The organism is Janthinobacterium sp. BJB401, assembly GCF_013372745.1.
GTDB classification, from domain to species: Bacteria; Pseudomonadota; Gammaproteobacteria; order Burkholderiales; family Burkholderiaceae_D; genus Janthinobacterium; species Janthinobacterium rivuli.
In genome coordinates, this window is the sequence record NZ_JABXFH010000067.1 from 1 (window position 1) to 20,890 (window position 20,890).

16 protein-coding genes are annotated in these 20,890 nt (G+C 63.4%); 12 read left to right on the forward strand and 4 right to left on the reverse strand.

All coding sequences use genetic code 11. The annotated features are described in order from the left end of the window. Positions 1 to 35 precede the first annotated feature (35 nt). Both HWE17_RS26455 and HWE17_RS26460 read right to left on the reverse strand, forming a co-directional pair. Complete coding sequence (locus HWE17_RS26455; RefSeq protein ID WP_176390835.1) at positions 36 to 1,283, reverse strand: CaiB/BaiF CoA-transferase family protein; 1,248 nt, start codon at positions 1,281 to 1,283, stop codon at positions 36 to 38. After that, on the reverse strand, positions 1,283 to 2,461 hold the full coding sequence (locus tag HWE17_RS26460; RefSeq protein ID WP_035822683.1) for an acyl-CoA dehydrogenase: 1,179 nt from the start codon (positions 2,459 to 2,461) through the stop codon (positions 1,283 to 1,285). Before HWE17_RS26460 ends, HWE17_RS26455 begins: the two co-directional genes overlap by 1 nt. Positions 2,462 to 2,621: 160 nt before the next feature. Between HWE17_RS26460 and HWE17_RS26465 the strand changes: the two genes are divergently transcribed. Then, positions 2,622 to 3,527, forward strand: coding sequence for a LysR substrate-binding domain-containing protein (locus tag HWE17_RS26465; protein ID WP_176390836.1), 906 nt, complete (start codon positions 2,622 to 2,624; stop codon positions 3,525 to 3,527). Positions 3,528 to 3,684: 157 nt separating this feature from the next. Here HWE17_RS26465 and HWE17_RS26470 read toward each other — a convergent pair whose 3' ends face one another. Then, positions 3,685 to 4,050: a VOC family protein gene (locus tag HWE17_RS26470; protein WP_176390837.1), complete on the reverse strand. Its 366-nt coding sequence runs from the start codon at positions 4,048 to 4,050 to the stop codon at positions 3,685 to 3,687. Between the two features lie 77 nt (positions 4,051 to 4,127). Beyond that, entirely contained in the window at positions 4,128 to 4,916 is a 789-nt protein-coding gene (locus tag HWE17_RS26475) for a DUF6597 domain-containing transcriptional factor (RefSeq protein WP_255206398.1), read from the reverse strand. A 149-nt stretch (positions 4,917 to 5,065) separates the two neighbouring features. On the opposite strand from HWE17_RS26475, the gene leuS reads away from it, so the two are divergent. From leuS to HWE17_RS26530, 11 genes are all read left to right on the forward strand, one after another. Further along, positions 5,066 to 7,705, forward strand: a complete 2,640-nt coding sequence (gene leuS / locus HWE17_RS26480) for a leucine--tRNA ligase (protein ID WP_176390838.1) — start codon at positions 5,066 to 5,068, stop codon at positions 7,703 to 7,705. A gap of 2 nt (positions 7,706 to 7,707) precedes the next feature. Continuing rightward, positions 7,708 to 8,304 (forward strand): LPS assembly lipoprotein LptE, encoded by a 597-nt coding sequence (gene lptE / locus HWE17_RS26485; protein WP_176390839.1) that lies wholly within the window; start codon positions 7,708 to 7,710, stop codon positions 8,302 to 8,304. A 10-nt stretch (positions 8,305 to 8,314) separates the two neighbouring features. Beyond that, on the forward strand, positions 8,315 to 9,331 hold the full coding sequence (gene holA, locus HWE17_RS26490; RefSeq protein WP_035822675.1) for a DNA polymerase III subunit delta: 1,017 nt from the start codon (positions 8,315 to 8,317) through the stop codon (positions 9,329 to 9,331). 17 nt (positions 9,332 to 9,348) lie between these two features. Beyond that, the gene (locus HWE17_RS26495) at positions 9,349 to 10,620 is read left to right on the forward strand and encodes a glutamate-5-semialdehyde dehydrogenase (RefSeq protein WP_176390840.1); all 1,272 of its coding nucleotides are present in this window, start codon (positions 9,349 to 9,351) and stop codon (positions 10,618 to 10,620) included. A 70-nt stretch (positions 10,621 to 10,690) separates the two neighbouring features. Next, complete coding sequence (locus HWE17_RS26500; RefSeq protein WP_099376291.1) at positions 10,691 to 11,128, forward strand: CopD family protein; 438 nt, start codon at positions 10,691 to 10,693, stop codon at positions 11,126 to 11,128. Between the two features lie 10 nt (positions 11,129 to 11,138). Beyond that, a complete protein-coding gene (locus HWE17_RS26505) occupies positions 11,139 to 11,759 on the forward strand; it encodes a 2-hydroxychromene-2-carboxylate isomerase (protein WP_176390841.1) in 621 nt (206 codons plus the stop codon). 168 nt (positions 11,760 to 11,927) lie between these two features. Continuing rightward, complete coding sequence (locus HWE17_RS26510; RefSeq protein WP_099376293.1) at positions 11,928 to 13,100, forward strand: class I SAM-dependent RNA methyltransferase; 1,173 nt, start codon at positions 11,928 to 11,930, stop codon at positions 13,098 to 13,100. A 74-nt stretch (positions 13,101 to 13,174) separates the two neighbouring features. Continuing rightward, positions 13,175 to 14,455: a multidrug effflux MFS transporter gene (locus tag HWE17_RS26515; protein ID WP_217916900.1), complete on the forward strand. Its 1,281-nt coding sequence runs from the start codon at positions 13,175 to 13,177 to the stop codon at positions 14,453 to 14,455. Between the two features lie 203 nt (positions 14,456 to 14,658). After that, a complete protein-coding gene (locus tag HWE17_RS26520) occupies positions 14,659 to 16,821 on the forward strand; it encodes an HDOD domain-containing protein (RefSeq protein WP_255206399.1) in 2,163 nt (720 codons plus the stop codon). Between the two features lie 5 nt (positions 16,822 to 16,826). Continuing rightward, positions 16,827 to 19,025 (forward strand): EAL domain-containing protein, encoded by a 2,199-nt coding sequence (locus HWE17_RS26525; protein ID WP_176390843.1) that lies wholly within the window; start codon positions 16,827 to 16,829, stop codon positions 19,023 to 19,025. A 2-nt stretch (positions 19,026 to 19,027) separates the two neighbouring features. After that, complete coding sequence (locus HWE17_RS26530; protein ID WP_176390845.1) at positions 19,028 to 20,632, forward strand: SEL1-like repeat protein; 1,605 nt, start codon at positions 19,028 to 19,030, stop codon at positions 20,630 to 20,632. The last annotated feature ends 258 nt before the right edge of the window (positions 20,633 to 20,890 follow it).

The window sequence follows — 20,890 nt, forward strand, 5'->3', positions numbered from 1 at the left end:
GGGTCCGACCCCAGCCGTTCCGCCGTTGGGGTGAGTTACACCACCTTGCGCTCGCGCAAGCCGTCAATCTCCGTACTGTCCAACCCCAGCCACTGCTGCAGCACTTCCTGCGTATGCTGCCCCAGCAATGGTGGCGGCAAGCGGTACTGCACTGGCGAGCTTGAGAGGCGCACGGGGTTGGCTACCAGCGCCACCGTGCCCGCCGTGGGATGCGGCATCTCCACTTTCAAGCCACGCGCCATCACTTGCGGGTCGGCAAAGACCTGGTCGATGCGGTTGACGGGACCGCACGGCACGGCTTGCGCCTCGAAGGCGCTGATCCACTCGGCCGTCGTGCGCATGACCGTGGCCTGGCGCATCAGGGGGATCAGGATTGCCCGGTTTGCCACGCGCTGCGGATTGGTCATGAAACGTTCATCCTGCGCCCATTCCGGGTGACCGGCGACGGCGCAAAAGCGCGAGAATTGCCCGTCATTGCCGATCGCCAGAATCATGTCGCCATCGGCCGTAGGAAAATCCTGGTAGGGCACGATGTTCGGATGCGCATTGCCCATACGCTGCGGCACTTTGCCGCCGCACAGGTAATTGGCGGCCTGGTTGCCCAGCGCCGCTACTTGCACGTCGAGCAAGGCCAGGTCGATATGCTGGCCCAGGCCCGAGCGTTCCCGTTCGGCCAGCGCCGCCTGCACGGCGATGGTGGCGTACAGGCCCGTCAGGATGTCCGTCTGCGCCACGCCCACTTTTTGCGGCCCGGCACCGGGCTGGCCATCGGGTATGCCCGTGATGCTCATCAAGCCGCCCATGCCCTGGATCAAAAAGTCATAGCCGGCGCGCGCCGCGTACGGCCCATCCTGGCCGAAGCCCGTGATGGAGCAGTAGACGAGGCGCGGGTTGAGTGCCAGCAAACTGGCTGCGTCCAAACCATATTGCTTCAAGCCATCGAGCTTGAAATTTTCCAGCAGCACGTCCGATTCGGCCGCCAGCTTGCGCACCAGCGCTTGCCCTTCAGGGGCGGCCAGGTCGATGCACAGCGAGCGCTTGTTGCGGTTGGCGCACTGGAAATAGGCGGCCTCGGCCGTGTCGCGGCCGTCCTCGTCTTTCAGGTACGGCGGACCCCAGGAGCGCGTGTCGTCGCCGCGGCCCGGCTGTTCAACCTTGACCACGTCGGCGCCCAGGTCGGCCAGCATTTGCCCGGCCCAGGGGCCGGCCAGCACGCGCGACAGATCGAGCACGCGCAAGCCGACCAGCGGCGCGGGCCGCAGGGTGGAAGCCAAGGCGTCCATTAGTTGAAGGCGGCGATGCCGGTGATGGCGCGGCCGATGATCAGCGCGTGCACATCGTGCGTGCCTTCATAGGTGTTGACCACTTCCAGGTTGACCAGGTGGCGGATGACGCCGAACTCGTCGGAAATGCCGTTGCCACCCATCATGTCGCGCGCCACGCGGGCAATATCGAGTGCCTTGCCGCAGCTGTTGCGTTTCATGATAGACGTGATTTCCACGGCGGGCGAGCCTTCATCCTTCATGCGGCCCAGGCGCAAGCAGCCTTGCAAGCCCATGGTGATTTCCGTCAGCATGTCGGCCAGTTTCTTTTGCACCAGCTGGTTCGCGGCCAGCGGACGGCCGAATTGCTGGCGGTCCATCGTGTACTGGCGCGCCTTCAGGTAGCAGTCTTCGGCCGCGCCCAGTGCGCCCCAGGCGATGCCGTAGCGGGCGCTGTTCAGGCAGGTGAACGGGCCCTTCAGGCCGCGCACGTCGGGGAAGGCGTTTTCTTCCGGGCAAAATACTTCATCCATGACGATTTCACCGGTGATGCTGGTGCGCAAGCCGACCTTGCCGTGGATTTCCGGCGCCGACAAACCCTTCCAGCCTTTTTCCAGCACGAAGCCGCGGATCGCGCCTTCATCGTCCTTGGCCCAGACGACGAACACGTCGGCGATCGGGCTGTTGGTGATCCACATCTTGGCGCCCGACAAGCTATAGCCGCCCGGCACCTTGCGCGCGCGCGTGACCATGCTGCCCGGGTCGGAGCCGTGGTTTGGTTCCGTCAGGCCGAAGCAGCCGATGAATTCGCCCGTCGCCAGTTTCGGCAGGTATTTCTGTTTCGTTTCTTCGTTGCCGAAAGCGTTGATCGGCACCATCACCAAGGATGATTGCACGCTCATCATCGAGCGGTAGCCCGAATCGACGCGCTCGACTTCGCGCGCGGCCAGGCCGTAGCAGACATAGTTCAGCCCGGCGCCGCCGTATTCTTCGGGTATGGTGGTGCCCAGCAAGCCCAGTTCGCCCATTTCGCGGAAGATGGCCGCGTCCGTGCGGCCATGGCGGAACGATTCAAGCACACGTGGTACCAGGCTGCCCTGGCAATAGTCGCGGGCCGCTTCCAGCACGGCGCGTTCGTCGCCCGTCAGTTGTTCTTCCAGCAGCAGGGGGGAATTCCAGTCGAATACGGTTTTGCTCATCACAGGCCTCGCAGGTGAGCGCCGGTGATCGGCGCAAGATTGAATATGGCTCATGGTAGGTTTTTGCCTAGCCTTGCGCAAACGATTTTTTCGCACCCAGACATGCGTGCTACGCATATCTTGCGGCATACTAGGGGTCTTTTACCGGCCGGATACCTCCATGTCACGCAAAATTCCCATGCTGCAAGCCCTGAACTGCTTCGAGGCGGCTGCGCGGCACCAGAGCTACACGCATGCGGCGCGCGAATTGTCGCTGACGCAAAGCGCCGTGTCGCGCCAGATTTCTTCCCTGGAAACTTTTCTTGGCGTGCAACTGTTCCAGCGCACGCGCCATGGCGTGTTGCTGACCAGCGCCGGCGCCGCGTATGCGCGGCAGATCGCAGCCCGCCTCGATGGCCTGGAGCGCGACACGCTCGACACCATGGCGCGCCAGGGCGGCGGCGGCGCCTTGCAGCTCGCTTCCGTGCCCACGTTTGCCACGCGCTGGCTGATGCCGCGGCTGTCGTCGCTGGCGGGCTTGCACCCGGACATCGTCGTGCATATCGACGCCTACACAAAACCGTTCATGTTTGCCGATACGGAATACGACGGCGCGCTGTATGCGGGCACGCCCGAGCAGCTGGCGCGCTGGCCCGGCACGCGCGCCACCTTGCTCATGCATGAGGAAATCGTGCCCGTCGCCAGCCCGCGCCTGCTGGCGGCGCGCAGCGAGTGGCAGCCGCAGGATTTGCTGGAACTGACCTTGTTGCAGCAAAGTACGCGCCCAGGCGCCTGGCGCCAGTGGTTTGACGCCATGCAGGTCGAGGGAGAAGGACGCGATGGGGCGCACTATGGCGCCCGCTATGAACTGTTTTCCATGCTGGCCATGGCGGCCGTGCAAGGGCAGGGCGTGGTCTTGCTGCCACGCATGCTGGTCGAAGCGGAACTGGCGCGTGGCGAGCTGCGCATTGCATGCGAGCGCCCACTGCGCGGCCAGCGCGCGTATTACCTGATCACGCCCGAAACGGCGCATGAAAAGACGGCCCTGCAGCAATTTCGCGCATGGCTGCAGGGTGAAGCGGCTTAGAGCCTATCCCAGTAGATGAATACATCCCCTGCTGGCGCCCCTCAGAAGCGGGGACTGCGTTGATCGTCGTCGCGTGGCTCGCCACGCGTCCTCCTCACGCCTTGTCCGCGCTCCTGATGAACTGCCAGCAGAAGACGCTCCCTACTGGGAAAGGCTCTTAAACGACTTTGCCGGTGTCGAAATGGGGATTGTCGATCAGGCCGATCTGGTTGCCGAACGGGTCGAGCAATTCCACCGTGCGGATGCCGTCGCCCACGTCCGTGATCGGATGGTGCAGGCTGCCGCCCAGCGCCACGATGCGCTCGACTTCCTGCTCGATGCCGTCCACACCCCAGTACGTCACGCTGCCTTGCGCGCCAGGCTGGCCATCCGGCAGCAAGCCCAGCTCGAAGCCGCCGATATTAAAACCGACATAGAACGGCTGGTCGAAATACGGCGCCGTGCCGAATACCTGGCTGTACCAGGCTTTGGCCTTGTCCAGGTCGGGGACGGGATAGGTGACGGTGCGTAAACCCTTGATCATGTTCTGCTCCTGGTGAATGAAGAATCACGCCATCATGCCACTGGCGCGCGGCGCGTGATTGTAAAAATGGAAGGTGTTCAAGTGCGCCTGCCCGCCAGCCACGCCTCGGGCGAGCTGCGGGCGAAATCCTGGAAGTCGTGGATCAGGTGCGACTGGTCGAAATAACCATATTGCAAGGCCACTTGCGCCCAATCCTGTTGTCCCGCCAGGTTTTGCATGCCGGCGCTGGCGGCGCGAAAGCGGCAGATGCGGGCAAACAGCTTCGGGCTGATGCCCACTTGCTGGCGAAATTGCAGCGCCAGGTGCTGGCGCGACACGCCCAGCTGCTGCGCCAGGCCGTCCACGCGCACTTGCCCCGCTGCCGCCTCGATGGCGGCGATGGCATGCTCGGCCGCGCCCGCCTGACGCCGTGGCGGCGCGGTGCGCAGGCGCAGCAGCAGATATTCCTGCAAAATGGAAACTCGTTGCGCATTGGTCAAGGGTTCGCTCCACAGGGCGTCACCGAGGCGCGCCGCCAGCTCGCGGCCCCACAGCTGCTGCAATCCCGTGCGTCCGTCGCTGAGCTCACACAAGGGCAGCTGGAAGAAGCGTGCCGCCGCGCCCGGCTTGAAGCGGGCCGCCACCGTTTGCACGAGACCGTGGCTGACGACGGCAATCGGCGCCGTCATCATGCCGACGGCAAAGCTGGCGTCCTGCTGGTCCTGGCACAGGATGTCGATGCAATTGTCGGGCAAGACCTGGTGCGTGACGGGCGTGGCGCCCGTCTGCACGCGGCACGTCCAGACGCAATCGAGCCAGGGCCGCAGGGCGGGGAGGGGCGGATATTCCTGGTAGACGATCATGGCCGGCTTTGATGCAAAGAACAAGATTGTGCATATATTACACAGCAGAATTGCGCGCCGGCCAAAATATGCGCGCCCGGGCCGCCAGCGCGCCGCGCTATCGGGCGGCGACAACCAGTATAATGCTCGGTTCATATCCACTATTGGCCGGGCCACGCTGGTCGCACATCATCATGCAAGATAAATATAGTCCCGCCGACGTCGAACAAGCCGCCCAATCGCACTGGAAGGCGATCGACGCCTATAAAGCCGTCGAACACGACCCACGTTTCCCTAAAGGCAAGTATTTTGCCTGCTCGATGCTGCCTTACCCTTCGGGCAAGCTGCACATGGGTCACGTACGCAACTATACGATCAATGATGTGATGTACCGCTACCTGCGCATGAACGGCTACAACGTGCTCATGCCGATGGGCTGGGATGCGTTCGGCATGCCGGCGGAAAACGCGGCCATGGCCAACAACGTGCCGCCCGCGCAATGGACGTATTCGAACATCGCCCACATGAAGCAGCAGATGGAATCGATGGGCCTGGCCATCGACTGGTCGCGCGAAATGACCGCCTGCAAGCCCGAATACTACAAATGGAACCAGTGGATGTTCCTCAAGATGCTGGAAAAAGGCATCATCTACAAGAAGACCGGTACCGTGAACTGGGATCCGATCGACCAGACCGTACTGGCCAACGAACAAGTCGTCGATGGCCGCGGCTGGCGTTCGGGCGCGCTGATCGAAAAGCGCGAAATCCCCATGTACTACGCGCGCATCACCGACTACGCGGAAGAATTGCTGGCGTATGTGGACGACAAGCTGCCGGGCTGGCCCGAGCGCGTGCGCATCATGCAGACCAACTGGATCGGCAAGTCGACGGGCGTGCGCTTCGCCTTCCCGCACCAGATCAAGGATGCCGAAGGCGCCCTGATCGGCGACGGCAAGCTGTATGTGTTTACCACCCGTCCTGACACGGTCATGGGCGTGACCTTCTGCGCCGTGGCCGCCGAGCACCCGCTGGCCATCCACGCCGCGCAAAGCAATCCTGCGCTGGCCGCCTTCAACGCCGAATGCAAGCTCGGTTCCGTGATCGAAGCGGACATGGCAACGATGGAGAAGAAGGGCATGCCGACCGGCCTGTTCGTCACCCATCCGTTGACGGGCGCGCAAGTGGAAGTATGGGTCGGCAACTACGTCTTGATCACCTATGGCGATGGCGCCGTGATGGGCGTGCCGGCGCACGACGAACGCGATTTCGGTTTTGCCAAGAAATACAATCTGCCGATCAAGCAAGTGATCGAGGTAAAAGGCCAGGAATTTTCGACGGACGCCTGGCAGGAATCGTATGGCAGCAAGGATGGCGTCTGCGTCGCCTCCGGCAAATACGACGGCCTGCATTTCGCGTCCGCCGTCGATGCGGTGGCCGCCGACCTGGCGGAGCTGGGCCTGGGCGAAAAGAAAACCACGTTCCGCCTGCGCGACTGGGGCATTTCGCGCCAGCGCTACTGGGGCACGCCGATCCCGATGATTCATTGCCTTGACTGCGGCGTGGTGCCGGTGCCGGAAAAAGACTTGCCGGTGGTGCTGCCTGAAGACTGCGTGCCGGATGGCACGGGTAACCCGCTGAACAAATACGAAGCCTTTTTGCAGTGCGACTGCCCGCAGTGCGGCAAGCCGGCGCGCCGCGAGACGGACACCATGGATACCTTCGTCGATTCGTCGTGGTACTACATGCGCTATACCTCGCCAGGCTCGAACGACGCCATGGTCGACGCGCGCAACGATTACTGGATGCCGATGGACCAGTACATCGGCGGCATCGAACACGCCGTCATGCACTTGCTGTACGCGCGCTTCTGGACCAAGATCATGCGCGATTTCGGCCTGGTCAAGTTCGACGAGCCGTTCGTCAACCTGCTGACGCAAGGCATGGTGCTCAACGAAACGTATTTCCGCAAGGACGCCGTGGGCAAGACCACCTGGTTCAATCCGGACGACGTGCGCCTGTCGCTCGATGACAAGGGCCGTCCGCAAAGCGCCGTCCTGGTGGCCGATGGCCAGCCGGTGGAAATCGGCGGCACGGAAAAAATGTCGAAGTCGAAGAACAATGGCATCGACCCGCAAGCGCAGATCGAGCAGTACGGCGCCGATACGGCCCGTCTGTTTACCATGTTCGCCTCGCCGCCGGAACAGACGCTGGAATGGTCTGGCAGCGGCGTCGAAGGCGCGAACCGTTTCCTGCGCCGCGTGTGGAACTTCGGCTACGCCCAGTCGGCGACGATCCAGGCCGCGCTGGCTGGCGGCGCCGCTCCTGCCACGGGCGACGCGCAGAAAAACCTGCGCCGCGAATTGCACAAGCTGCTGCAGCAAGCCGATTACGACTTGAAGCGCATCCAGTACAACACCGTCGTGTCGGCCTGCATGAAGATGCTCAACACGCTGGAATCGGCCAAGCTCGATGACAGCGCGCAGTCGAAGGCGCTGATCGCCGAAGGCTTCTCCATCTTCCTGCGCCTGTTGAACCCTGTCGCGCCGCACATCACCCACGTGCTGTGGCAGGAACTGGGCTACGCTGGCGTGCACGGCGACCTGCTCAACGTGGCATGGCCGCAAGTTGACCCGGCCGCATTGGAACAGTCCGAGATCGAGATGATGATCCAGGTGAACGGCAAGTTGCGCGGCTCGATCACGGTGTCTAAGGATGCGGACAATGCCAGCATCGAAGCGGCCGCGCTGGCGTGCGAAAGTGTGCAAAAGTACGTCGAGACCACGCCGAAGAAGATCATCGTCGTGCCAGGCAAGTTAATCAGCATCGTGGTGTAATCATGACGACATCCTCTCAAGTATCGCTGTTGGGCCGCCGTGCCGTGCTGGCGTTGGGCCTGACTGTTTTGCTGTCGGCCTGCGGCTTTCATTTGCGCGGTTCGAACGGCAGTTTCATGCTGCCGTTCGCGACGATGTACATCGGCTTGCCCGACACGTCGCCGCTGGCGATCGGCCTGAAGCGCTATATCCGCGCCATTGGCAGCACGGAGGTGGTGAGCACCAAGGATGGCGCCGACGCCGTCCTTGAAGTGCTCAACGACCCGGAGAGGAATCGTACCAAGACCATTTTGTCGCTGAACAAAAATGGCCGCGTGCAAGAGTACCAACTTGGCTATTTGATCAATTTCCGCGTGCTGGACAAGGAAGGCAACCAGTTGCTGGCGCCGACGACCATCAGCCTGGTGCGTCCGATTACCTTCGACGAATCGCAGGTACTGGCCAAGGAAACGGAAGAAGCGGCGCTGTACCGCGACATGCGCAACGACCTGGTGCAGCAGATCATGCGCCGCCTGGCCGCCATCAAGCCGGTGCTGCCGGCCATGTCGGTGGCGCCAGTGGCGCCCGTGACGCCGGTCGCGCCAGCCCCGCAGCAGTAACGGGGACGCCATGCAATTGCGGATAGACGCGCTCGACGGGCATGTGGCCAAGCCGCTGGCGCAGCTGTATGTGATCACCAGCGACGAACACTTGCTGGCGCTGGAAGCGGCCGACAAGATCCGCCGTGCGGCGCGCGCGCAAGGGTTTTCCGAGCGCGACGTGCTGACGGTGGAGCGCAGCTTCAAGTGGGGCGAACTGCTGGCGGCGAACCAGGAGCTGTCGCTGTTCGGCGATAAAAAACTGATCGAGCTGCGCATCCCCACCGGCAAGCCGGGCAAGGATGGCGGCGCGGCGCTGCAAAGCTACGCGAAAAACCTCAGCCCCGACAACCTGACCCTGATCACCTTGCCCAAGCTGGACTGGGCCACGCAGAAGGCGGCCTGGGTCGCCAGCCTGCAGCAGGCGGCCGTGTATATCGACATCCCGAACGTGGAACGGGCGCAGTTGCCGGCCTGGATATCGCAGCGTCTGGCCGCGCAGGGGCAAAGCGCCGAGCGTGCCAGCATCGACTTCATCGCCGAGCGGGTGGAAGGCAATTTGCTGGCGGCGCACCAGGAAATCCAGAAACTGGGACTGCTGCATGCCGCGGGCAAGCTGACGTACGAACAAGTGCAGGACGCGGTGCTGAACGTGGCCCGCTATGATGTCTTCAAGCTGTCCGAAGCCATGCTGGCCGGCGACCCGGCGCGCCTGGTGCGCATGCTCGAAGGCTTGAAGGGCGAGGGCGAGGCGCTGCCGCTGGTCTTGTGGGCCGTCTCCGAGGAAATCCGCACGCTGTTAAAATTGAAGGCCGGCATGGCGCAAGGGCGTCCATTGGGCGCGCTGCTGAAGGAATACCGCATCTGGGGTCCGCGCGAGCGGATGATGGAACCGGCCCTGCGGCGCATTTCGCTGCCCGTGCTGGAAGCGGCGCTGCAGCAGGCGGCGCAGGTGGACAAGATGATCAAGGGCTTGCGCGCCAAGGGCTACGCGGGCGACGCCTGGGACGCCATGCTGCAACTGGGCCTGAAGATCGCCAAGGGTTAACTTTTATGGATACGAGCATGGACATCACAGAATATATGCAGGACGTGGGCACGCGCGCGCGCGCCGCCTCGCGCGCCATGGCGCGTGCCGACAGCGCCACGCGCAACCGCGCCTTGAGCCTGATCGCCGCCGCCATCGTGCGCGATGCCGACCTGCTGCGCGCGGCCAACCAGCGCGACCTCGATGCCGCCGCCGCCGCCGGCCTGGCGCCGGCCATGCTCGACCGCCTGACCCTGTCCGACGCCGCCATCGCCACCATGGTCGAAGGCTTGACGCAGATCGTCTCGCTGGCCGATCCGATCGGCGAAATCTCGAACATGAAGTTCCGCCCGACGGGCATCCAGGTGGGCCAGATGCGCGTGCCGCTGGGCGTCATCGGCATCATCTATGAAGCGCGTCCGAACGTGACGGTGGACGCGGCCGGCCTGTGCATCAAGAGCGGCAACGCGACGATTCTGCGCGGCGGCTCGGAAGCGATCCATTGCAACCGCGCGCTGGCCAAGCTGGTGGCCGAGGGCTTGCTGGGAGCGGGCTTGCCGGCCGATGCCGTGCAAGTGATCGACACCACGGACCGCGCCGCCGTCGGCGCGCTGATCACCATGCCGCAATTCGTCGACGTCATCGTGCCGCGCGGCGGCAAGGGCCTGATCGCGCGCCTGATGGAAGAGGCCACCGTGCCGATGATCAAGCACCTCGACGGCATCTGCCACGTGTATATCGACGCCAAGGCCGATATCAAAAAGGCGATCGATATCGGCTTCAACGCGAAGTGCCACCGCTACGGCACCTGCAACACCATGGAAACTTTGCTGGTGTCGCGCGCCGTCGCCGCCACCGTGCTGCCGCAGCTGGCCGAACTGTATTTGACCAAGCAGGTGGAACTGCGCGCCGATCCGGAAAGCCATGCGATCCTGGCCGCCGCTGCCTATCCGTACCTGGTGCCGGCCACCGAAGAAGACTGGTCCACCGAATACCTGGCGGCGATCCTGTCGGTGAAGGTGGTCGACGGCATCGACGAAGCGATGGATCACATCAACCAGTATTCATCGAAGCACACGGAATCGATCATCACGGAAGACTACAGCGACGCGCTGCGCTTCCTGCGCGAAGTCGATTCCGCCTCGGTGATGGTGAACGCGTCGACGCGTTTTGCCGACGGTTTTGAATATGGCCTGGGCGCCGAAATCGGCATCTCGAACGACAAGCTGCATGCGCGCGGTCCGGTGGGACTGGAAGGCCTGACCTCGCTCAAGTACGTGGTCTTTGGCCACGGCGAAGTACGCAAATAGTCTCTTTCACGGGCTGCTCACAAGGCGGCCCGTGCTCTCGTTTTTCTCCACCTCCGACACTGGGAACCCCATGCTCTTTCTCTGGACCAAAGCCTTCCACATCATCTTCGTCATGTCCTGGTTTGCCGGCCTGTTTTATTTGCCGCGCATCTTCGTGAACCTGGCGATGGAGACGGAAACGGTCGCCACCGAGCGCCTGCTGCTGATGGCGCGCAAGCTGTACCGCTTCATGTCGTTGCTGGCGCTGCCGGCCATGGTGCTGGGCCTGGCCTTGATGTGGATGCTGTACGGCGGTGGCGAAGGCCGCATGAAGATGCCGGGCTGGATGCATGCCAAGCTGACGTTCGTGGTGCTGCTGCTCGGCTATCACCACGCCTGCGGTTCCATCCTGCGCAAGTTTGAAAAAGGCCTGAATAAACGCAGCCACAAGTGGTTCCGCTATTTTAACGAAGTGCCGGTGGTGATGCTGCTGGCCGTCGTCGTGCTGGTCGTGGTCAAGCCTTTCTAAGGGAGTCGAGATGAGTGCAAGCCAGAGCAAAGTCGTGCAGTATTTTTTTGCGCCCCACTCGCCATGGACCTATCTGGGTCACGCGCGGCTGATGGCCATCGCCGCCAAGACGGGCGCGCAGATCGACGTGCGTCCCTTCGACCTGGGCAAGGTCTTCAGCGTGTCGGGCGGCCTGCCGCTGGCCAAGCGCGCGCCGCAGCGCCAGGCCTACCGCCTGGCCGAACTGGCGCGCTGGTCGGCCTTTCTGCAAGTGCCATTGACTTTGCAGCCGAAGTTCTTCCCCGTGTCGCCGGAAGCGTCGGCCAAGCTGATCATCGCCACGCGCCTTGCGCACGGCGTGGAAGCCTCGCTGAACCTGGCGCACGCCATCATGCGCGGCCTGTGGGCTGAAGAGCGCAACATCGGCGACGAGGAAACGCTGGTGCAGATCGCCGTTGACGCCGGTTTCGATGGCCGCCAGTTGCTGAAAACGTCGGAAACGGCCAGCGTGCAGGCCGAATACGACGCGAATACGGAGGCAGCTACCGCCGCATCCGTCTTCGGTTCGCCGTGGTACATCGTCGATGGCGAAGGGTACTGGGGCCAGGACCGCCTCGATTTTGTCGAGCGCGCGCTGGGTAGGTCGGATTAGCGTGGCAAAGCCGCGCGTAATCCGACTAGCGCAGTGTGCGGCACGTCGGCTTACGCCCTGGCGGGCTAAGCCGACCTACGTAATATGCAGGATTTTTAGTTAATTGTTTTTCAACGGATAAAAGGTATCCTAATTATGGCTTCATATTTTTGCCCATGCCCGCGCGGCATGGAAGCGGCGCTGGCCGAGGAACTGGGCGAGATCGCCCAGGATAGTTCGACCATGAAGGTCCACAACCAGGTGCCGGGCGGCGTACACTGCTCGGGCGACCTGCTGGACTCCTATCGCATCAACCTGCATTCGCGCATCGCTTCGCGCGTGCTGATGCGCATGGCCCATTCCGGCTACAAGACGGAAAACGATATTTATGACCTGACCCTGGCGCAATCGTGGGAAGACTGGTTCGGCGTGCACCACACGATCCGCGTCGACGTCACGGCCGTCAAATCGCCGCTGCGCAGCCTGGAATTCACGACCCTGAAAATCAAGGATGCGATCTGCGACCGCTTCCGCGACCAGTTCAACGAGCGTCCCTCGGTCAACACCAAGACGCCGGACATGCGCATCGTCGGCTTCCTCGACGCGCACACGTTCACCGTCTACCTCGACACCTCGGGCGAAGCCCTGTTCAAGCGCGGCTGGCGCGAAGAGACGGGCGACGCGCCGCTGCGCGAAAACCTGGCTGCCGGCCTGCTGCGCGTGTCAGGCTGGAAGCCCGGCATGGTGCTGTTCGACCCGATGTGCGGTTCCGGCACCATCCTGGCCGAAGCGGCGCAGATGCTGCAGGGAATTCCACCGGGCGCTTCGCGCCAGTTCGCGTTTGAAAACTTCCACGACTTCGATCCGGCGCCGTGGAATGCCATGAAAAACGCCATCAAGGTCAATCCACTGCCAGCCGAACCGACCATTTTCGGTAGCGACATCTCGGGCGACATGGTCGCCATGACGCGCCATAACCTGCGCTGCGCCGGCGTGCGTTTCGACGTGCCGCTGAAACAGATCGAGGCGCAGGAAGTCAAGCCGCCAAGTGACGTGCCGGGCATCATGCTGACCAATCCGCCGTACGGCGAGCGTATCGGCGTGCGCGGCGACAGCACCATTCCGGAAGATGAACTGTCGACTTCCTTCTACTCGGCCATGGGCACCACCCTGAAGCAGCGTTTCGCCGGCTGGACCGTGTTCCTCTTCACGGCCGACCTGGGCCTGCCCAAGCTGCTGCGTCTGAAGGAAGCGCGCAAGACGCCATTCTTCAACGGCGCGCTGGAATGCCGTCTGTTCCGTTTCGATATGGTGGCCGGCTACAACCGCCGCGAAGAAGCCAAACCGAAACCACAGCAGTAAGCGTTCACCGCAAGACCCCCGCAGTAACCCCGCGCGCGGACCGCAACCGGTTCGCGCGCCACTTTGGATCCGCCATGTTTCCCACTCCTCCGGCCGACGTGCCGCCCGACCCGGTCACCCCCGTTCCGCCTCCCACGCCGAGCCACATGGCGCCGCTGAGCCGCGGTGCGCTGGCGATGATGCTGGCCGGGCTGTCGATGCTGGGGCCCCTGTCGATCGACACCTATCTGCCCGCGTTTGGCGCGATCCAGGGTTCGCTGCAGGCCTCGCCGCTGGAAGTGCAGCAGTCGCTGACGTTCTACATGCTGGCCTTTGCCGGCATGGTGCTGTGGCATGGCGCCATCTCGGATACTTTTGGCCGGCGCAACGTCATTCTCGTGTCGCTGCTGATGTTTGCCATCGGCTCGCTCGGCTGCGCTTCGGCGCACACTGTGCACTACCTGTGGTTCTTCCGCATCATGCAGGGCGTGTCGGCCGGCGCCGGCGTGGTGATCAGCCGCGCCATCATCCGCGACCTGTATGCCGATGCGGCGGCGGCGCGGCTGCTGTCGCTGGTGACGATGATCTTTTCCATCGCCCCGGCCGTGGCGCCGATTCTCGGCGGCTGGATCGTCATCTGGTTCGACTGGCGCTCGATTTTCCTGTTCCTCGCCTTTTATACGGTGGTACTGCTGGCGTTCTGCTACTGGCGTCTGCCCGAAACCCTGCCGATGGAAAAGCGCCAGCCGTTCAATCCCCGTTTCCTCGCGTCGAGCTATGGCCAGATCCTGCGCTCGCCCCTGTTCCACATCAAGGCTGGCATCGTCGCCCTCAATTTCGCGGGCCTGTTCCTGTTCATCACGGCCGCGCCGGAAATGCTGCCCAAGCAGCTGGGCCTGGGGCCATCGCAATTCGCCTGGCTGTTCATTCCCTGCGTCAGCGGCATCTTCATGGGTGCCGCGGCGGCCAACCGCATCGCTGGCAGAATCACGTTCGCGCGCCAGATCGGCATCGGCTTTGCCTTCCTGCTGTGCGCCGCCAGCGTCAACGTCGTGTATCACCTGTTCCTGCCGCCATCGTTGCCCTGGTCGGTGTTGCCCCTGTTCTTCTACACATTCGGCATGTCGCTGGTGGGGCCGGGCGCGACCCTGCTGGCGCTCGACCTGTTCCCGCATATCCGCGGCACGGTCGCTTCGTGCCAGTCGTTTGCCAGCACCTTGCTGGGCGCCGTGGTGGCCGGCGTGATCTCGCCGCTGCTGTCCGGTTCCGTGCTGTGGCTGGCGTCGGGCCAGCTGGCGTTTACGGGCCTGGCGCTGGCCATGTGGCTGATATCGCGGCGCTTCCGCCACCGTTTGCTGGGTTCCTTCAAGGCATAAGTTTCCACTGCAGAACGCTGGATTTATTTCAACTTAATTTTCTATATTGCAAGTAATATCCGGCGCTTATGATAAGATGACTTCTTTCCCGGCATCCTCTCAGGCAATAGATTTTTTGGTTACAGGAGTGGAGGATTCCTCTGAACGTGGCCGCGCTTCGCTGCTAAGCGCTCATCCTTTTCGAACCGGCAATGCCTGATACGATGCATCAATCTGATCAAGATATTCGCAATCGCCTGCTGATTGCCCGCCTGCCGGCCATGCCGCAGATCCTCCTCAAGCTGATCGCCCACCTGCAGGCCGACGATGCCGGCATGCCGGAGCTGGCCGCCCTGATCGCCAAGGATGCGGGCATGACCAGCAAGATCCTTGGCGTGGCCAACAGCTCGGCCTACCATCGCCAGGGCAAGGTCGTCAGCCTGGAGCAATCGCTCGTGTCGCTGGGCACGGACATGATCAAGACCCTGGTCATCAGCGAATCCGTCTTCCAGACCTTCAACAGCTTTCCCCATTCCGGCAGCACGGCTTTGCGCGCCTTCTGGAAAAGTTCGCTGTCGGCCGCCGTCATGGCGCGCGCGCTGGCCAAGGCCATGGGCTATCCGCACGCCGAGGAAGCCTATCTGGCCGGCTTGCTGCACAACGTGGGCCGCCTGGCCTTGCTGGCCACGGCGCCGAAGGAATACGCATTCAATTTCACGGCGCGCGACGATGCCGCCCTGTGCGCGGTGGAGCAGCGCACCTTGCAGATCACGCATGCCGAAGCGGGCGCCTGGCTGATCGAGCGCTGGCATCTCGATTCCTTCCTGGCCGACAGCGTGCTGTATCACCATGAGCCGCTGGCGCGCCTGGAAGCGAGCCATCCGCTGATCCGCATCGTGCGGCTGGCGCACCTGCTGTGCTGCCACGCCGACGATGCGGACGAGGCCGAGTCCATCGCGCAGGCGGCAAGCCTGTGCGCGCTGGACGTAGCGGTGCTGGATGACCTGGCCGGCAGCGTCGCGCGACAGGTGGCGCAGGCGGCGCAGCACCTGGGCATCGACCTGGCCGGCGCGGACGATATCGCCACGCCGCCCGCGTATGCGCCGCCCGCCCCCGATCCGGTGCAGCAGCGCTTGTCCGACGAAGTGCGCAATATGGTGCTGGTGTCCGAAGTGGGCCAGACCTTCGCCCGGCAGCAGGGCGAGAGCAGCCTTTTGGAAGCCATCACGCGCTCGGCGCGCATCCTGTTCGATTTCGACACCGCCGTCATCCTGCTGCAAAACCCCACCGGCCATGCGCTGGTCGGCGTGGCGGCGGGCGAACATCAGCATCGCCTGGCCGGCTTCTCTATCCCGCTGGCCAAGGGCGGGCCCCTGGCGGCATCCGCGCTGGAGTGCCAGCTGGCGTTCCTGAAACGCGACATGCCAGCGCTGGGTATCGTCGAGGAGCAGCTGTTCCGCATTCTCGGCACGGACAGCCTGGTTTGCATGCCTCTGGCGGCGGGCCAGCGCAGTCTGGGCGTGCTCATTGGCGGCGTGGCGGCGTGGCAGATTCCCGCTTGCCAGAAGCGCGAGGGTTTCCTGCGGGCGTATGCCAACCAGGCCGCTACGGCGCTGGAAACGGCGATCAGCGCGCGCGGCCTGGCACGGCGCCAGCTCGATCACGTGGCCGAGGAGTACCGCGAAGCGTCGCGCCGCATCGTGCATGAAGTGAATAACCCGCTGTCCATCATCAAGAATTACCTGAGCGTGCTTGATCACAAGCTGGAGAAGCAGGAGCCGGTCATCGGCGAGATGGCTATCCTGAACGAGGAAATCGACCGGGTCGGCCAGTTGATCGGCGGCCTGGCCGATCTGCAGCCGGTGCCGGCCAGCGGCGTGACCGATTGCGCGCGCGTGGTCGACGACGTGCTGCGATTGTTCCGCGCCACCGATTTCCTGCCGCCGAAGATCGAGGTGATCACGCGCATGCAGGATGCGCCTTGCGAGGTGGCGGCCGATGCCGGCATGCTCAAGCAAATCCTGCTCAACCTGCTGAAAAACGCCGTCGAAGCCTTGCCCGACGGCGGGCGCATCGAAGTGGCGAACCGTGGCCACGTCAACCGCGACCGCCGCCTGTACCTGGAACTGTGCGTCAGCGACAATGGCGCCGGTCTGGCGCCGGAAGTGCTGGCCAATCTGTTTTCCCCTGTGCGCAGCAGCAAGGAAGGCGCGCATCATGGCCTGGGCCTGTCCATCGTGCACGACCTGGTCACGCGCCTGCATGGCGTGATCGGCTGCCGCAGCAGCAAGTCCGGCACCTCGTTTGAAATTTTACTGCCCATTCCCGTGCCGGCGAGCGCTGCAACCGCGCTGCCCGCGCCCGGCAATACCGCCTTGTCTTCGTAACGTCCATGAACTCCTCCGCCATTCCGTTTGACCTGGAAAACAGCCCGCGCATCCTGCTGGTCGACGACGAGCCCCGTTTGCTCGCCTCCCTCCACGAATTGCTGAAGGACCGCGGTTACCAGCTGTACACGGCGACCTGTGGCAGCGAGGCGTTGGCACAGTTGTCGAAACTGCGCTTCGACCTGATCCTGCTGGACTTGCGCTTGCCCGACATGAGCGGCCATGAAATCATGGACCACATCAACCGGCGCGGCATCGAGGGCGACGTGATCGTCATGAGCGGCGACGTCGGCATCGAGGCGGCCATCGGCGCCCTGAAGCGTGGCGCCTACGATTATCTGCGCAAGCCGTACAGCCGCGAGGAGCTGCTCAAGACGGTGGAGAACGCGCTGCAAAAGCGCAAGCTGGCGCTGGAAAACGAGCGCATCGCGCTGCAGCTGGAAAACTCGGAAAAGATGTACCGCTATCTGGTCGACAGCTCGCCCGACATCATCTATACCCTGAACCATGAAGGCCGCATCACCTTCATCAACGATCGTGTGCACCAGTTGCTGGGCTTTAGCCGCGAAGAGCTGATCGGCAGCCATTATTCCATCCTCGTGCACGATGAAGACCAGGAGCGGGCGCGCTATGCCTTCAATGAGCGCCGCATCGACGAGCGTGCCTCGCGCAATGTGGAATTACGCCTGAAGTGCCATAGCGGCAGCGGCAGCGACCGTACCTTCAACAACACCTTGATGACGGTTCCGCTCAATTCGATCGGCATGCACGATCACGAAGCCCGGAAGCAGGAATACTTCGGCACCTACGGCGTGGCGCGCGACATCACCGACCGCAAGCGCGCCGAGGAAGTCATCTCGTACCAGGCCTATCACGACATTCTGACGGACCTGCCGAACCGCATGCTGTTCAAGGACCGCCTGGGGCTGGCCGTGATCCAGGCGCGGCGCAAGCTGACGGAACTCGCCGTGATGTTCATCGACCTCGATCGTTTCAAGCTGGTCAACGACACCCTGGGCCACGTGAAGGGCGACGAATTGCTGCAGCAGGTGGCGCTGCGCCTGAAGGATTGTTTGCGCCGCGGCGATACCTTGGCGCGCCAGGGCGGCGATGAATTCACCATCGTGCTGCCGGAGCTGCGCGACCGCCAGGATGCGCGTCTGATCGCCGACAAGTTCCTCGAATGCCTGCACCAGCCCTTCGACCTCGATGGCAACCAGGTGCATATTTCGGCCTCGATCGGCATCGCCATCTATCCGGGCGACGGCGAGACCATCGACGAGCTGCTGCGCCACGCCGACATCGCCATGTACCAGGTCAAGGCGCTGGGCAAGAACGGTCACAGTTTTTATCACGAGTCCATGCTTGACGTGTCGCACCAGAAGATCGCGCTCGAGCAAAGCCTGCGCAAGGCGCTGGAACTGAACCAGCTGGAGATGTATTACCAGCCGCAGGTGGACGTGATGACGGGCCGCATCGTCGGCGCCGAAGGCCTGATGCGCTGGAACCACCCGCAACGGGGCTTGCTGACGGCTGGCGAATTTTTGCCGTTCGCCGAGGAAAACGGCTTGATGCTGCCGATCTCGGACTGGATGCTGGGCGCCCTGTGCCGCGACCTGGTGCAGTGGAACGCGGCCGGCGGCGAAGCCGTGCGCCTGTCGCTCAATCTGTCGCCGCAATACCTGGACCGGGGCGACTTTTTCGAGAAGATGCGCGGCGCGCTGACGCGCTATGGCATCGCGCCGGAAAAGATCGAAGTGGAGATCACGGAAAACATCTGCATCCGCAACCCGCAGTATGCGATCGAGCAGTTGAACAAGCTGTGCCAGCTGGGCGTGTCGGTGGCCATCGATGATTTCGGCACCGGTTATTCGTCGCTGTCGTACCTGCACCGCTTCCCCATCCACACGATCAAGATCGACCAGTCGTTTGTGAAGGAAATCCATGACGAGCACGGACACTATCCCGTCATCCTGGCCATCATCTCGATCGCGCGCGGCCTGGGCCTGCACCTGATCGCCGAGGGCGTGGAAACGGAAGGCCAGGCGCGCTACCTGCAGGACAAGGGCTGCACCACGATGCAGGGCTATCTGTACCACCGGCCCATCTCGCTGGGCAGTTTCATCGGCGTGCTGCAGGAGCAAAATCGCCTGATCGCCGATGCCGCCCCCGCGCTGCCCCATGCGCTGGCCATCGAGGCTTGACCGTGCCGCTTGCCGATCCCCGCTCCACGGCCGCTCGTTCCACGGCTGCTCATTACACAGCTGCTCATTACACAGCTGATTATCTGCGCCTGAAAGGCCTGGCCGAGAAGGGCAATGCGAACGCCCAGCACAGCCTGGGTTTCATGCATTTCAATGGCCAGGGCATCGAACAAAGCTATGCGCTGGCGCTGCACTGGTACGGCCTGGCCGCCGCGCAGGGGCTCGAACATGCGCAGTACAACCTGGGCGTGATGTGCCAGAAGGGGCAGGGCGTGCCCCAGGATTTTGCGCAGGCGGCGCATTGGTACCAGCAGGCGGCCGAGCAGGGTTACGCGGCGGCGCAGTACAACCTGGGCTGGCTGTATGCCAAGGGCCAGGGACTCGCGCAAGATAGCGGGCTAGCCATGCTGTGGTTCAGTCGCGCGGCGGAACAGGGCGACGCCGGTGCACAAAACAACCTGGGCATGATGTATGACAATGGCAAGGGCGTGCCGCAGGACTTCGTGCAAGCCATCAATTGGTACCGCAAGGCGGCAGAGCAGGGTTATGCGCGCGCGCAGTTCAACCTGGGTCTGCGCTACGATAATGGCCAGGGCGTGCGCCAGGACCGCCAGCAGGCGACGGCCTGGATGCGCAAGGCGGCCGAGCAGGGCTATGCGCCGGCCCAGTTCAACCTGGCGCTGCGCTATGAAAATGGCGACGTGCTGCCGCAGGACAGCAGGCAGGCGATCAGCTGGTACCGGCGCGCGGCCGAGCAGGGCCACGCCAGTTCGCAGTTCAACCTGGGGCTGATCTATGACAATGGTCAGGGCGTGCCCTGCGATAAACAGGCGGCGCTGGAATGGTATGTCAAGGCGGCGGGGCTGGGCCATGCGGCGGCCCAGCACAACCTGGGCCTGCATCATGAACATGGCGCCCACGATTACGCGCAGGCGCAAGCGTTTTACCGCCAGGCCGCCGAGCAGGGCTTTCCCGCCGCGCAGTACCAGCTGGGACTGTTGCATGAGCATGGACAGGGCATGCCTGCCGATGCGCAGGAAGCCATCTTCTGGTACCGCAAGGCGGCCGACCAGGGACATGTGCGGGCGCAGTTCGACCTGGGCCTGCGTTATGAACATGGCCAGGGCGTACCGCAGGATCTGTCGGTGGCGCTGGAATGGTATCGCCGCGCCGCCGAACAGGACTACGCGCCGGCGCAATACATGCAGGGTGTCTTGCATGACCGCGACGACGGTCCCGCGCCCGACAGCCAGCAGGCCTGCGCCTGTTATTGCCGCGCCGCCGCGCAGGGCCACAGCCTGGCCCAGTTCGCGCTGGGCCTGCGGCATGACAATGGGCAGGACGTGCCGCAGGACTATGCCGCCGCCTGGGACTGGTATGCGCTGGCCGCGCGCCAGGGCCATGCGCGGGCGCAGATGAATCTGGGCCTGATGGCGGCCAGCGGCCAGGGCGGTCCGCTCGATTTGCAGCAGGCGTACATCTGGCTGTCGATGGCGGCGGCGGCCGGCGTGGCCGGCGCTGAAAAATCCCTGCGCCAGACGGCGGCGCGCATGCGCGAGACGGATCTGGCGCGGGTATGCGAACAGCTGGCGGCGATAGCCGGCTGAGCCATGTTGCCCACATTAGCGTGCGCGGATACAACAGTAGGTGCTGTATAGTCCTTTCCCTTCGCCATCTGTGGCTCTCCTTGTTTTCCCCAAGACGCAAAAAATTGCTGCGGTATTTGCGGTTTTGATGTGCTAAGGTTCCAGCAGAAGGTGGTCTGTCTATTCTTTAGAAAAGGAAAACTATGCGCCTGAACCCTTCCACTGGCCGTTCGGCCGCCCTCCTGTGCGCGCTGGTGTTGCTGTCGTCCCGCCCCCGCG

Coding starts and splice junctions, on each gene's coding strand:
- HWE17_RS26455 (WP_176390835.1), bottom strand. CDS start 1,283: ATGGACGCCTTGGCTTCCACCCTGCGGCCCGCGCCGCTGGTCGGCTTG.
- HWE17_RS26460 (WP_035822683.1), bottom strand. CDS start 2,461: ATGAGCAAAACCGTATTCGACTGGAATTCCCCCCTGCTGCTGGAAGAA.
- HWE17_RS26465 (WP_176390836.1), top strand. CDS start 2,622: ATGTCACGCAAAATTCCCATGCTGCAAGCCCTGAACTGCTTCGAGGCG.
- HWE17_RS26470 (WP_176390837.1), bottom strand. CDS start 4,050: ATGATCAAGGGTTTACGCACCGTCACCTATCCCGTCCCCGACCTGGAC.
- leuS (WP_176390838.1), top strand. CDS start 5,066: ATGCAAGATAAATATAGTCCCGCCGACGTCGAACAAGCCGCCCAATCG.
- lptE (WP_176390839.1), top strand. CDS start 7,708: ATGACGACATCCTCTCAAGTATCGCTGTTGGGCCGCCGTGCCGTGCTG.
- holA (WP_035822675.1), top strand. CDS start 8,315: ATGCAATTGCGGATAGACGCGCTCGACGGGCATGTGGCCAAGCCGCTG.
- HWE17_RS26495 (WP_176390840.1), top strand. CDS start 9,349: ATGGACATCACAGAATATATGCAGGACGTGGGCACGCGCGCGCGCGCC.
- HWE17_RS26500 (WP_099376291.1), top strand. CDS start 10,691: ATGCTCTTTCTCTGGACCAAAGCCTTCCACATCATCTTCGTCATGTCC.
- HWE17_RS26505 (WP_176390841.1), top strand. CDS start 11,139: ATGAGTGCAAGCCAGAGCAAAGTCGTGCAGTATTTTTTTGCGCCCCAC.
- HWE17_RS26510 (WP_099376293.1), top strand. CDS start 11,928: ATGGAAGCGGCGCTGGCCGAGGAACTGGGCGAGATCGCCCAGGATAGT.
- HWE17_RS26515 (WP_217916900.1), top strand. CDS start 13,175: ATGTTTCCCACTCCTCCGGCCGACGTGCCGCCCGACCCGGTCACCCCC.
- HWE17_RS26520 (WP_255206399.1), top strand. CDS start 14,659: ATGCATCAATCTGATCAAGATATTCGCAATCGCCTGCTGATTGCCCGC.
- HWE17_RS26525 (WP_176390843.1), top strand. CDS start 16,827: ATGAACTCCTCCGCCATTCCGTTTGACCTGGAAAACAGCCCGCGCATC.